This window comes from Lysinibacillus sp. A1 (genome assembly GCF_000801965.1).
GTDB classification, from domain to species: domain Bacteria; phylum Bacillota; class Bacilli; order Bacillales_A; family Planococcaceae; genus Lysinibacillus; species Lysinibacillus fusiformis.
Genome location: NZ_JSZM01000055.1, coordinates 1 through 12,832, shown reverse-complemented (window position 1 = coordinate 12,832; position 12,832 = coordinate 1). Strand labels below are relative to the sequence as shown.

Annotated in this window: 12 protein-coding genes and 1 pseudogene; 9 read left to right on the top strand and 4 right to left on the bottom strand. The window is 35.5% G+C overall.

Going from position 1 to position 12,832, the window contains the following annotated elements; genetic code table 11:
* Nucleotides 1-26 precede the first annotated feature (26 nt).
* On the bottom strand, nucleotides 27-251 hold the full coding sequence (locus PI85_RS23450; protein WP_008177853.1) for a hypothetical protein: 225 nt from the start codon (nucleotides 249-251) through the stop codon (nucleotides 27-29).
* A gap of 217 nt (nucleotides 252-468) precedes the next feature.
* On the opposite strand from PI85_RS23450, the gene psiE reads away from it, so the two are divergent.
* Nucleotides 469-924 carry a phosphate-starvation-inducible protein PsiE gene (gene psiE / locus PI85_RS23445; protein WP_036121763.1) on the top strand — a complete coding sequence of 152 codons (456 nt, stop codon included), beginning with the start codon at nucleotides 469-471 and terminating at the stop codon, nucleotides 922-924.
* A 15-nt stretch (nucleotides 925-939) separates the two neighbouring features.
* Here psiE and eis read toward each other — a convergent pair whose 3' ends face one another.
* On the bottom strand, nucleotides 940-2,235 hold the full coding sequence (gene eis / locus PI85_RS23440; protein WP_235318541.1) for an enhanced intracellular survival protein Eis: 1,296 nt from the start codon (nucleotides 2,233-2,235) through the stop codon (nucleotides 940-942).
* 80 nt (nucleotides 2,236-2,315) lie between these two features.
* Here eis and PI85_RS23435 point away from each other — a divergent pair, with 80 nt between their 5' ends.
* Together PI85_RS23435 and PI85_RS23430 are read left to right on the top strand one after the other, a co-directional pair.
* Nucleotides 2,316-3,359 carry a hypothetical protein gene (locus PI85_RS23435; protein ID WP_036121766.1) on the top strand — a complete coding sequence of 348 codons (1,044 nt, stop codon included), beginning with the start codon at nucleotides 2,316-2,318 and terminating at the stop codon, nucleotides 3,357-3,359.
* 126 nt (nucleotides 3,360-3,485) lie between these two features.
* The gene (locus PI85_RS23430; RefSeq protein WP_036121769.1) at nucleotides 3,486-4,631 is read left to right on the top strand and encodes a SpoIIE family protein phosphatase; all 1,146 of its coding nucleotides are present in this window, start codon (nucleotides 3,486-3,488) and stop codon (nucleotides 4,629-4,631) included.
* 46 nt (nucleotides 4,632-4,677) lie between these two features.
* Here the strand turns inward: PI85_RS23430 and PI85_RS23425 are convergent, their stop codons facing one another.
* Together PI85_RS23425 and PI85_RS23420 are read right to left on the bottom strand one after the other, a co-directional pair.
* Nucleotides 4,678-5,532 (bottom strand): protein-glutamate O-methyltransferase CheR, encoded by an 855-nt coding sequence (locus tag PI85_RS23425; RefSeq protein WP_036121773.1) that lies wholly within the window; start codon nucleotides 5,530-5,532, stop codon nucleotides 4,678-4,680.
* 2 nt (nucleotides 5,533-5,534) lie between these two features.
* Nucleotides 5,535-8,282, bottom strand: coding sequence for an ATP-binding protein (locus PI85_RS23420; protein WP_036121776.1), 2,748 nt, complete (start codon nucleotides 8,280-8,282; stop codon nucleotides 5,535-5,537).
* A gap of 170 nt (nucleotides 8,283-8,452) precedes the next feature.
* Here PI85_RS23420 and PI85_RS23415 point away from each other — a divergent pair, with 170 nt between their 5' ends.
* The 6 genes and pseudogenes from PI85_RS23415 to PI85_RS23390 all read left to right on the top strand — a co-directional run bounded on the left by PI85_RS23415 (nucleotide 8,453) and on the right by PI85_RS23390 (nucleotide 12,731).
* Nucleotides 8,453-9,643, top strand: coding sequence for a M14 family metallopeptidase (locus PI85_RS23415; protein WP_036121779.1), 1,191 nt, complete (start codon nucleotides 8,453-8,455; stop codon nucleotides 9,641-9,643).
* A 151-nt stretch (nucleotides 9,644-9,794) separates the two neighbouring features.
* Nucleotides 9,795-10,124 (top strand): PadR family transcriptional regulator, encoded by a 330-nt coding sequence (locus PI85_RS23410; RefSeq protein WP_008177869.1) that lies wholly within the window; start codon nucleotides 9,795-9,797, stop codon nucleotides 10,122-10,124.
* Nucleotides 10,121-10,528 carry a permease prefix domain 1-containing protein gene (locus tag PI85_RS23405; RefSeq protein WP_036121783.1) on the top strand — a complete coding sequence of 136 codons (408 nt, stop codon included), beginning with the start codon at nucleotides 10,121-10,123 and terminating at the stop codon, nucleotides 10,526-10,528. Before PI85_RS23410 ends, PI85_RS23405 begins: the two co-directional genes overlap by 4 nt.
* A gap of 2 nt (nucleotides 10,529-10,530) precedes the next feature.
* Nucleotides 10,531-11,187, top strand: a complete 657-nt coding sequence (locus tag PI85_RS23400; protein ID WP_036121785.1) for a hypothetical protein — start codon at nucleotides 10,531-10,533, stop codon at nucleotides 11,185-11,187.
* Nucleotides 11,188-11,262: 75 nt separating this feature from the next.
* A pseudogene (locus PI85_RS23395) lies at nucleotides 11,263-12,231 on the top strand (alpha/beta hydrolase).
* A 92-nt stretch (nucleotides 12,232-12,323) separates the two neighbouring features.
* Complete coding sequence (locus PI85_RS23390) at nucleotides 12,324-12,731, top strand: MarR family transcriptional regulator (protein WP_036121788.1); 408 nt, start codon at nucleotides 12,324-12,326, stop codon at nucleotides 12,729-12,731.
* Nucleotides 12,732-12,832 lie beyond the last annotated feature (101 nt).

Genomic DNA, 12,832 nt, shown 5'->3' with positions numbered 1-12,832 from the left:
AGTTTTGTCCCAGCCTCTTCTTTTCATTATAGTTTGTTAATAACTGCGTGGATTGTTTCCTTTAGTTCTGCATCATAGCTAGAAAGATCTACAAGGTTACCTACACGCTCACGTAATACTGGGCGTTCAATTACTAGCTTCTCATCAAGTACTTGAACAAGTAGTTCGATAATAAGACGATCGCGAACAACTAACGCTTCTTCTAAACGCTCTGGTGTAATTTTCGCATCTGTTTTTGCTGATTTTGCCATTTCAAAAACCCCTTTTAAATTTTATATTCATGCACATCTATTTTAGCATACCACTAAATTATTTTAAAAACTTTCTTTCGCAAAAAATACCAAAACTTTACAATTTATAAAAGAAAGATTTACGACAATTTGTTATATTTATATCATAATACACTCGTATTTTGCCATATGATAAATATGTTTAGGCTCACTATACAAATCAGATTGGAGGAGTTATATGAATCATAAAAATTCAACCTATATACAGCTCATTAAAGCTGTACCAAAGTCTTTGCAACTTTTTCTGAATGTTTGCCTAGTCCTCTTAGCACTCATACTAGCGTTTTTACTCTTTAAGGAGCTAATAGAATTTCTTAAAATATTGCTCTTCTCTAAGGAAGGTGGCGATTACAAGCTATTCCTTGCCAACATCCTTATATTTTTCTTGTACTTTGAGTTCATTACGATGATTATTAAATATTTTAAAGAGAATTATCATTTTCCGCTTCGATACTTTATATATATAGGTATCACAGCTATGATTCGATTAATTATCGTTGAGCACGATCATCCTCTTAATACGTTAATTTATTCAGTTATTATTCTCATACTCATCATTAGTTACTTTATTATTAATATTACACCACTTGAAAGACCGACACGATCATCTCTATTTATGAAAAAGGAACATTAGCCTAGCGCAACTATTCTAAAACGCCGTCGTACATTTTGGTTTTTCAAATACAAAGAAAAATTGCTGTAAAGCCTGTAGGTATTGCTCCTGACTGATTTTTATTTGCTGCAACATATACAGTTCTTGGACCGTTATGACTCCCATTACCAGTGAGGAAAGCTCAGCCACATCTACAACTACTTCCACATCATAGTGACCACTTTCAATAATGTTCATCGTGCCTTCAACCACTTCGATAATGAGTTGCTGATTATTTTCAGCAAGTAATGAGTCCGAAACTGTTAATTTAAATGTCAGTGTTACACCATTAAAATGGTGTGTCGTTAACTCTTCAAAAAAACCCTTTACATTAATAATGCGGTACATCAGTCCAACCCCCGACACGGCATTTTCATGGTAAACACTAGGAATTAAATGATTTGTACCATTTCTGACATCGCCTAAAAAGAAATGAACATTGTCTTCTTGTGTATTCCACTCAATGCGGTTTACTTGATCTGCCTGACTGTTTAAAAATGTACTCAGCTCTAACAAGGCCTGAGGTGTCTCATATACCCATTCTTTAATGACTAAATTATTCAACATAAAATTACTCTCACCTTGCTTTTCAAATGAAAAAACGATATAGCCTTGTACGGTATCATCCTCTTCCATCGCAATCACATAGTTTTCGTCGTTCTTAAAAATAAAGGAAAGCTCTGATTTTGTTTTGAAAAACATTCCATGCTTTTGAGACGCTACCCTGTTATAACAATCTGTTAGCTGCTGTTGATCTCGTACTGTTAAATATTTAAGGTGCTTCTTCGTTGGGCCTTTAGGAAAGCTTAAGGGCTCTACTAAATATTGATACATTCTCGGTCCATATCCAAACCCCATTTTCTTATAAAAATCTGGCCTAAACGGATACAAAGCGACAAAGTGAATATCCTTTGCTAAAAAAAATTGAAAGAATTGATGGATTAACTCCTTCGCAACTTTTTCCTTTTTATGTAGTAAATCAACTGCAACAAGCCCTACTCCGCCAATCGGTATCATTTTAGAGAAAAGGTTCATTTGAAAATCATGTAATCGCATGCCGCCAATTAGTTTGTCATCTTCCCAAAGTCCAAAATAATTTAGGGATTCATCATGATTCTGATTATCCATAAAAAGATTTTTTAACTGCTCTTTTGTTGTCTGAGCTCCGTTCATTCTTCCAGGGTAGGCTCCTACAACAATACTCGCAAAAGTTAAAAAATCTTGCTCTTTTACTAATCTCTCTACCACTCTCATTGTTTCCCCTCCATTTTCAAAGTAGGATATGTCGTTCATATTCATTTTCCACCCATAATAACATATATTACCACGTCATATAAATGAACAATGAACATGATTAAAGGAGGAATAAAGAAATGACTTTAATTGATGCGTATATCGATGAAGTATCTAAAAGACTACATAAAAATAAACGTGAAAACATAAAGCTTGAGCTAAAAGCTACTATTGAAGATATGTTGCCAGAGCCATATTCAGAAGCAGATATAATGGAAGTGCTAAAAAAGCTTGGGAGCCCTGCAAAAGTGGCAGCAAGCTATCAAGATACGCCACGTTATTTAATTGGTCCAAACGTGTTTGAACCATACACTAGAACCATTAAACTCGTTTTTCCTTGGGCAATTTTTATAACAATCATAGTTCAAGTAATTCAGAGAATTTTCCTCTATTCAGGAGAAGAAGCCTTGCTCTCCACTATCATTTCAGCATTTTCCATGACGATTGTTGCCATTATTTCTGTATCATTTCATGTTTTGTTTTGGATCACCATTTTTTTCATCGTCATCGAACGCTCTAATGCGGATAAAATTCAATTTTTGCCTTTCCTGAATGACACCAAGGAATGGACACCTGAAAGTTTAAAAATGAAAACCATTCCTAAAGACAAACTCATTACTTTAGGTGATATAATTTTTAGCTTTGTAGGGGTTATTATTTTTACCTTTGTTTATTGGAATGCCAATCGTCTTTTAGGTATTTATACAACAAATGGGAATGGTAGCTTAAAGTTCGTTATGCCAATCTTTAATCAAAATATTTTACAATCCTATTCTCTCTTCTTTATGCTCTGTGTCATTCTTAGTCTTGCTTTAACACTTTTAAAATGGCGTACGGGGCAATGGACCATGACGATTGCTATCATCAATGCATTGCTTCAAAGTACAGGAACTATTGTATTTATTGTCATCGTTGTTCATCAAGATTTTATCCATAGTGCCTCCATTCCGTACATTGCCGCAATCGTAGAAAGCAACACAGCAAAGGTCTCCTCTATCATAGATAAGATCCTACTTGCCAGTATGATCATTGCTGTTTTAGCCAATGCATTTGATATATATCAAGGATTTAGAAAAGCTAAAATACCAGCCTCGAAAAGTGATAAATTGAAAATTTATGAATGAAAGCTCTTCTTTCAAATCGCGAAAATACCTTTCTCCTCTAATGTTTTGTATAATAATAAAGTTGGAAGTAATTTATATACACGAATAATAATCTGCACAATTCAATTAGAGTAAGGGGAAATAACTATGACCATTCTTCTAGTAGATGACAATCAAGTCAATTTATTTGTCATTGAAAAAATACTGAAAAATGCAGGTTATGAGCACTGTGTTTCTCTTTCATCTGCTAATGAGCTATTTGATTATTTACAATTAAATGAACCAAATCCAACTGGAAGCTCAGTTGATTTAATTTTATTGGACATTATGATGCCTGAAGTAGATGGTATAGAGGCCTGCAAACGTATTAAGCAAATTGAAAGATTAAGAGATATTCAAATCATCTTTGTTACAGCGCTTGAAGATAAAAACAAACTCGCAGAAGCATTAGATATCGGGGGCGTAGATTATATTACAAAACCGATTAATAAAACGGAATTGCTTGCTAGAATACGAGTTGCCCTACGTTTAAAAGCTGAATTAGATTGGCACACTCAACATGAAAAAAAAATACAATACGAATTGGATTTAGCTACTCATGTGCAAAGAAGCCTGCTTAGTCCACCGTTAAATGAAAACGATATTCGTCTAGAAGTCTCATACCTACCATCCTCTAACTTGGCAGGTGATATGTACTATTGGCATAAAATAGATGATCATCGTTACGCTATTATTTTATTGGACATGATGGGCCATGGTATATCTGCAGCGCTAGTTTGTATGTTTATCTCCTCCGTTTTAAGAGAGGCTGTTAAACAATTGAACGACCCTGAACTTGTTATTAAAGAACTGAATCGTTATATGACCCTCTTGCAAGATGGCAAGGATGAAAATCTTTATTATTTCACAGCGATTTATTTAGTGATTGATACGAAACAAAAAACAATCGAATACATAAACGCTGGTCATCCTGCGGGGTACGCATTAATTGATGAAGAAACTTGTGTTCCATTAAACCAAGGTAGCTGTGCAGTCGGCTTTTTCGATGAAATTAATGTCACAAAACAATATATACAATACGAAAAAAATGTACAAATTGTTTTGTTTACAGATGGTGTCTTAGAGGCAATGGGACCTTGTGAAATAGAATCCGAAAAGCATTTGCAAACGCTAACATCCTCTAAATGGGACTATGCTCAACCTCTCATCGACAACCTATTACCTAAGGACAAACAAAACAATCAACCGGATGATATGTGTGTCTTACTGATCCAAGCCCGTGCTGCTGATTAAATAAAAAGGAAGAGGCTACCTCCATCACAAGGTAGCCTCTTTCTCTTTACTCTATTTTTTGATAAATTCTTTCATTCCCAACAACTTCCCGATAATTCGAAATAACCTCTTCAAAGCGCAATGTTTCCTTATCGCCTAAACATAAAAACCCATTGTCGCTTAGGCTTTCATAAAACAAATGATGGACCTGACTTTGCAGCTGAGGTGAAAAATAAATAAGGACATTTCTACATAAGACAACATGAAATTCATTAAATGATTGATCTGTCACTAGGTTATGCTGGGCAAAAATAATATTCTTCAATAATGTTGGATGGAAATAAGCATATTGATAATCCGTCTTATAGTATTCCGAAAAAGCATGGGCTCCCCCTGCAAGCATATAGTTTTTCGTATATGCCTGCATTTTATGAATAGGAAAGACCCCCTTCTTCGCCTTCTCTAATACTTGCTCATTCATATCTGTTGCATAGATGACAGCCTTGTCTATAAGCCCTTCCTCTTGAAGCAAGATAGCCATAGAGTAAACTTCCTCACCAGTTGCGCAGCCAGCATGCCAAATCCGGATTTCTTGGTAATCTCGTAAGGCAGGGATCACTTTTTCACGAAATGCCTTAAAAAAACTTGGGTTGCGGAACATTTCCGTGACATTGATTGAAAAATCATTTAACAGCTGCTCTAAAAATTCCTGATCATGAATAACCTTTTCCTGAACACGAGAAATGGTTGGAATGCTATTTATTCTCATTCTATTAAAAATTCGACGTGAAATGGAAGAACGGTTATATTGTCGAAAATCATACCCTGATAAACGATAAATAGCCTCTAATAACAAATCAATTTCTAAATTTGTTTGCTTATTCAATTGTATATTTTGCTCCAATGGCTCAAAATGTTCCATCTTTATAAACTCCCTTTAGAAACTAACCATACTCTTAAAACGGATATTAATTGATCTAAATTTAATGGTTTACTAATATAATCAGATGCACCAGCTTGCAATGATTTATCACGGTCATTCTTCATAGCCTTCGCCGTCAGAGCGATAATCGGTAGATCTGTCCGCTTCATTTGTTGGCGAATAATAGTCATCGCTTCATAACCATCCATATTTGGCATCATAATATCCATAAGCACTAAATCAATCTCATGATGAGCTTGCAAAACCTCTAAACATTCCAGTCCATCTTTAGCCACTAAAATGTTCATACCCCTTGTTTCAAGGGCCGTTTTTAAGGCATAAATATTACGGTTATCATCGTCGACGATTAAAATATTTTTCCCTTGAAAAACCTCTACCTCATGTTTTAAAGCTTCCCTATTATCCTGCGCCGGCTCTTCTCTAGGTGCCTCTTCCTCCATTGTCACAGCTACCTCATTTAAAGCAGCAAGCTTATCGCAATGATCTTCTTCAACTCCATTTGGTAAGCTTGGAATCGTTAACGTAAAGCTACTACCTTGTCCCTCTTCACTTTGCAGTGTAATCCAACCACCGAGTAGTTTCGCAAACTCTTTACAAATTGAAAGACCCAGTCCCGTTCCACCATATTTTCGAACAGTAGCCCCATCTGCTTGCTGGAATGACTCAAAGATCAATTGATGCTTGTCTTTTGGAATTCCTATACCGGTATCTGAAACAGTAATTTCTAACCAATCAGCGCTAATATCTTGCATATTGCTTGTAAGCTGGCTCTGTGCAAGCTGATTAATCGCTAAAGTTACAGATCCATGTTCCGTAAACTTAAAGGCATTTGATAATAAGTTCTTTACTATTTGCTGGAATCTCTTTTCATCTGTATAGAATACATCGACAACATTATCTGCCTTTGAAATATGGAAATCTATATTTTTCTTCCTTGCGACAGGTGCAAAAGTATGCTCAATTTGAACAGGTACTTCGCTCACATTTACTTCATTAAAAATGATATCTAGCTTCCCTGCCTCCACTTTTGATAAATCTAAAATATCATTAATCAATGCAAGCAAATCCTCACCTGATGAATGGATTACCTTCGCAAATTCAGCTTCCTCATCTGTTAAGTGGTCTTGGTTATTTTCTGCGAGCATCTCTGACAAAATTAAAATGCTATTTAAAGGGGTTCTAAGTTCATGTGACATATTCGCTAAAAACTCCGATTTATAATTAGAATTAAGTATTAGCTGTTCTGCACTTTCCTCTAATTCCTGCTTCGCCTTCTCTAGCTCGCGTGATTTGGACTCTGCCTCTTTCGTTCGCTCTTCAAGCTGCTCGTTAATCATCGTCAGCTCTTCTGTCTGCATTTGTAATTCCTCAGATTGTGTTTGAAGTTCTTCTGATTGAACTTGTAACTCCTCAGTCATTGCTCTTGATTCATTCAATAATCGAACAATTTCCATACGCCCTAATACACCGTTGACGGTTAAGCCAAAGGTTTCAGTAACCTGCTTCACTAGCTCCTGCTGTAATGCATTAAATTTAGTCATTGTAGCCAACTCAACAACGGCTATGACTTCATTTTCAAAAATAACAGGAATCAATAAAATATGCTGTGGTCTTATTTCACCTAGCCCTGTTCTAATTAAACGATAATCTTGCGGAATATTATCATAAAATAACACTCTTTTTTCTAATGCACATTGACCAATTAAACCTTGTCCTACCTTAAAGCTCTCCATACCGACACGATCATCTCCGTCAGCAAAAGCAGCCTTTTTCATAAATAGTACTTGTTCCTCTGCCTCTTCCCGAACATAGAATGCTCCAAGAGATGCCTCTGTTTTCTGTGCCATTTCTGATAGGAAAGTTTCAGCCAATTTCGTAATAGCTGAAATACCTTGATATTTTGTTACGATATCAGCAATATTCGTTTGTAACCATTCTCTCTTCTCGACCGATTCCAATAATAAATTGGTCGCATCGGCGAGCTCATTAATTTCATCATTTGTCTTAACATGTATTCTTCTTTTGAAATCGCCCTTCGTAGCAGCCATTTCCTGAATTGTTTGTGTGACCTCTGTTATAGTTTTTACAATAGAACGAGAAATTCCACTTGCTATGACAATAGCAATTACAGAAACAAAAATTAAAATCCCAAATAGACCACTAGTTAATTGACTATTTTGTTTGTCTAACTGAGCAGCCTTTGCTTGTGTGTAAGTATTTTCAGTTGCACGGAATGCATCGAATAATTTGCGCATCTTCTCCATGTCTTGGCGTCCATTATCCACTTTAAAAAATTCCGTTAATGCTTTTGTATTCCCGTACTTTTTATATTGAATAGTTGGCCCACCCGTTGTTTCAATCCAATGCTCGATCGTTTCCTCTATCTCTTTTAATTTTTCCTGCTGGGTTGGTTTGTCTTTCATTTGCTGATACAGATCATTAAAATCTATTTTCCAGTTTTCCGCTCCATTATCATACGGCTCCAGATAACTAGGTTCACCCGTAATAATAAACGCTCGCTGACTTGATTCCATATCCAATATATATTTTTCAATATCATTGGTTAATGTTTTCACATTAGAGTCGTACTTAATAATAAAATTCCTTTCCTTTTGCAAAGAAGTAATTTGATTATTTAGGATGATCACTGACGCAAGTAAGCAAAGAATAATGATGATATAACCTAATGTAATCTTGGAGCGTATACCCAATTTAAATTTATTTAACATTTGGTTTTCCTACCTTTACCTTTCTTGAACTCTATTTTTGTTATAAATGTGACTAGAGTATTAACTTAAACTTTCCTATAAAGAAATTTTACAGCCTGCGCATTAATAAGTCTTAGTTTCTCACATATACATTTTATATTGAACCATTTTTAACTAAGGAGAGAATGCATGTGGACATATTCGTAAGGCCAGGAGATTCCCTTTGGCAGTTCAGTGAAGTGTTTAAAATACCTCTTCCACTCATTTTAGATTCCAATCCCAATATAAACCCTCAATTTTTAAGAGTCGGGCAACGCGTTCGTATTCCTGGATTTGTGACCATTGACTATCAAGTAAAACAAGGGGATTCTCTTTGGCAAATTGCACAAAGGTATAATCTCACACTTGTTGCCTTATTACTCGTAAACCCGGGTGTTAATCCAAGTCAATTACAAATTGGTCAGATGATTCACATACCTCAACGCATAACATGGCGCTTAATTGATGGTAAGCAAAATTATACGTACAACATCATGATGAATGATATTCAAAGGCTCGTTAACGCCTATCCATTTCTTCGCAATTCTATCATTGGTAGCTCTGTGTTAGGTAAGGAATTACCCGAGCTATTAATTGGTCATGGAGCTAAACGTGTTCACTATAATGGCTCCTTCCATGCAAATGAATGGATTACTACACCTATTATTCTAACATTTTTAAATGACTATTTGCTTGCTCTCACGAACCAAAATAATATGAATGGACTTTCTTTATTCCCTCTTTATCAGCAAACGACCCTATCCGTAGTACCAATGGTGAATCCTGATGGCGTCAATTTAGTCATACAAGGCCCCCCAAATGATGAATCATTAAAAAATCAACTCATCTCATGGAATAATGGTAGCTCTGATTTTTCTGGCTGGAAAGCAAACATCCATGGTGTTGATTTAAATGACCAGTTTCCTGCAGAATGGGAATTAGAAAGCGCCCGTAACCCGAAAACTCCTGGGCCTAGAGATTATGGCGGCGAAAGACCTTTGTCTGAGCCAGAGGCTATAGCGATGGCAGATTTGACCAAGCAGCGTGATTTTGCTAGAGTACTAGCCTTTCATACACAGGGCCGTGTTATTTATTGGGGCTTTGAAAATCTTGAACCACCTGAATCAGAGGTGCTTGTGAATGAGTTTAGTCGAGTGAGTGGCTATGAACCCATACAATCTGCTGGGAGCTATGCAGGCTATAAAGATTGGTTTATCCAAGATTGGCGTAGGCCAGGTTTTACCGTTGAATTAGGAAGTGGCACAAACCCTCTACCGATAAGTCAATTTGATGATATTTATGAGGAAGCTAAGGGAATTTTTCTTGCAGGATTATATATGTAGAGCACTATGATCGATTACTCCATTCGCTAAGCAGCGAATGGAGTTCTTTTTTCGTGCTCTAAAAAAAAGAAAATAAATTACTTTGACAGGCAGAGTAATGTTTGCTAATATTACTCTGACAGATAGAGCAATAAAATGAAGTAGGTGACTTATGGTTCGCAGTGATATTATCCGAGGACACTTGGATTCGATTATTTTACGGCTCATTTCAGAAAAAGACCGCTATGGCTATGAAATTTCTCAGGAAATAAGTCTCCGTACAAATAATCGATTTCAGATTAAAGAAGCAACTTTGTATGCTGTTTTTCAACGTCTTGAGAAAAAAGAAATTATTGAAGCCTATTATGGAGATGTTTCACATGGTGGCAAAAGAAAGTATTACCGCATTACCTCATTAGGAAAGGCGTATTTAAATGAGTTAGTGAAAGAATGGTCGGAAGTAAAAGAAATTATTGATTTATTTATGGAGGGCGTCGAATGAAGAGAATAAAAAACCATATTGATGAGCTGTTTAAGGATATTCCTCACAACAATGAAACGGAAATGGTTAAACAAGAAATTATTGAAAATCTTGAAGAGAAAGTATTTTATTTGATGGATCAAGGAAAGGAACAAGAGGATGCCATCAATAAAGCAATTGTAGAGTTTGGAGACATAGAAGATTTAAAAAAGGAACTGGGCGTTAAGGTGCCAGCTAAGAAAAATATGGCTAAATTAAATTTAGAATTCTCACTTTGGGGTAGTGGCTTAATTATTGCATTCTTTATATTTATTAATCTTTATTACACACCACAAACAATTTGGGCAATATATCCAATATTTGCCATTATTTGGTGGCCATTGTCTATGTACTTTGTATGGTCTCGTAAGAGGTGGGGTGAATAAATATGAAGAATTTTATTAACTTCTCACTAGCTGGAAGCATCATGACAATGATTTTTTTAGGTATCGTCAATTTCACGACATCGCCCCAAACAATGTGGTTTATCTATCCTTGCTTACTGCTATTGCTTTGGCCAATTACGATCATCTGTATGTATAAAAGAATGTATAAACAATACTCAATTATTTGTAGTACGATGATTATCGCGTTTCTTATTATAGAAAACTATATTTACACACCAGATCATCTATGGTTCATTTACGCCATTTACCCTATTCTCTGGTGGCCAATTCTGATGTACTTAGATGAAAAAGCAAAAACGCTAAAAATCGCACTGATCGGCTGTGCTTCTACGATTATTTATTATGCTTTAGTAAACATCATTTTATCACCTCAATACCCTTGGGCAATCTATCCTGCATTTTTAGTTATGTGGTGGCCCCTAGCTTTATACCATGCTCAACGAAAAACATTTGTAGCTTTTTCCGTCACTGCTACATTATTAATAAGTATCTTTTTTATCATCGTCAATATTGTTTCTTCCCCAGGAGTTATATGGGCATTCTACCCTATTTTTGTTACCCTTTGGTGGCCTCTGAGTATGTATTTTTATGTGTATAAAAGAAGAATGTATCAAGGGACATTCGAGAAACGCATGTAAGAAAGGAATACGATGAAGACATATAGTCATTTTATTAAATATTTTGTTATAGTCATTGTACTTTTACTCGTATTGATGCTTCTCTTCCCAACGTGGACTTCCTCCATAAAAGGCTCTAACAGCATTAGCGTTTTAGAGCAAGTCGAAATAAATGGCACTGGTCATGAAATGATGATCCGTGGTCATGACAAAGAAAACCCTGTCATTATTTTTGTTCATGGCGGACCTGGTTGCTCTGAAATACCCTATGCAGAAAAATATCAAGATTTACTAGAAACTGAGTTTACTGTGGTCCATTATGATCAGCGAGCTAGTGGGAAGTCCTATCATTTTTTCGAGGACTATTCTAATCTCTCTTCAGATTTGCTTGTGGAGGATTTATTAGCACTGACAGATTATATAGCCAAACGACTAGACAAAGAAAAAGTCATCTTAATTGGTCATTCCTATGGCACATATATTGCTACACAAGCAGCCGCTAACGCCCCTGAAAAATATGAAGCTTATATTGGGATAGGACAAATGAGCAATACAATCGAAAGTGAGATCGATAGTTTAAATTTCACTATCCATCAGGCGCAACTGCAAGGTAACAAAGAAGATGTTTTACATTTACAACAGTTAGCTGATGAAATTAAGACTGGTGCAAAGTTTACACCTCGAAATTACGTCAATAAATATGGTGGTGCTACTCAATTAATAGCTAATCCTGATGGCAATATGCTAGGGATGCTGTTCAGCAAAGAATATAATTTATTAGATATTATCCGTTATAACTATGGCTTATCCTTGTCTCAAGGAGCTTTATTAAAAGAGGTCATGCAGCACCCCCTACCAGCAAAGGTCCAAAAACTTGATTTACCCTTCTATTTTTTAATGGGCAACTATGATTATTAAACATCCTCACAAGCAGCCAAAAATTACTTCGACCAAATTAGCGCAGAGAAAAAAGAATTTATAGCTTACGAGCAATCTGCACACTATCCACAATTCGAAGAAAAGGAAAAATTCTTTGAATGGATGCACGCAACTTTTAAACAATAAATGCTTATTTCTTTAGAGGTATTGTATTCTTGGAAAGATATATTCACTTGCTATATAATTCAATTATTAAATATTTTAACGGACGTGATTAAATGGCTGACAGTCTACTTAATGTAGAAATCATTATGAAAGAAATGCTAGAAATACAACAAAAATCGAAAATGTTTGTAGACCTTTTATCTGAAGGAGAAGCGTTATCGCAAAACCAACTCATCCTACTTCTACAACTTAAAATAAATAACGGTATGAAAGCGACAGAAATTGCAGATTTCTTTAGTGTGACACCTGGAGCTGTTACCTCTATGTGCGATAAACTGGAAAAACTAGCGCTCATACAACGGATAAGAGAAAATAATGATCGTCGTGTAGTCAAAATGGTTTTAACAAGTACTGGTGATGAAAAGGTCCAAGAAATCTTTTTAAAATTTTCCCAAGACAAACTAATAGACATGGCAACTATTTTAAGCGAAGTAAACAAGCTCATGAATAAAATTTTTTAGGATTTCAATAAACTTGAAATCCTTTTTTTATTGGTTGGTTCTTGACAAATGGAAGTTGCATATAATTTAATTAATATATATTTTAATGATTAAAATATATA

Coding starts and splice junctions, on each gene's coding strand:
- eis (WP_235318541.1), bottom strand. CDS start 2,235: ATGAACGACATATCCTACTTTGAAAATGGAGGGGAAACAATGAGAGTG.
- PI85_RS23390 (WP_036121788.1), top strand. CDS start 12,324: ATGGCTGACAGTCTACTTAATGTAGAAATCATTATGAAAGAAATGCTA.
- PI85_RS23400 (WP_036121785.1), top strand. CDS start 10,531: ATGAAGAATTTTATTAACTTCTCACTAGCTGGAAGCATCATGACAATG.
- PI85_RS23430 (WP_036121769.1), top strand. CDS start 3,486: ATGACCATTCTTCTAGTAGATGACAATCAAGTCAATTTATTTGTCATT.
- PI85_RS23420 (WP_036121776.1), bottom strand. CDS start 8,282: ATGTTAAATAAATTTAAATTGGGTATACGCTCCAAGATTACATTAGGT.
- psiE (WP_036121763.1), top strand. CDS start 469: ATGAATCATAAAAATTCAACCTATATACAGCTCATTAAAGCTGTACCA.
- PI85_RS23450 (WP_008177853.1), bottom strand. CDS start 251: ATGGCAAAATCAGCAAAAACAGATGCGAAAATTACACCAGAGCGTTTA.
- PI85_RS23410 (WP_008177869.1), top strand. CDS start 9,795: ATGGTTCGCAGTGATATTATCCGAGGACACTTGGATTCGATTATTTTA.
- PI85_RS23405 (WP_036121783.1), top strand. CDS start 10,121: ATGAAGAGAATAAAAAACCATATTGATGAGCTGTTTAAGGATATTCCT.
- PI85_RS23435 (WP_036121766.1), top strand. CDS start 2,316: ATGACTTTAATTGATGCGTATATCGATGAAGTATCTAAAAGACTACAT.
- PI85_RS23425 (WP_036121773.1), bottom strand. CDS start 5,532: ATGGAACATTTTGAGCCATTGGAGCAAAATATACAATTGAATAAGCAA.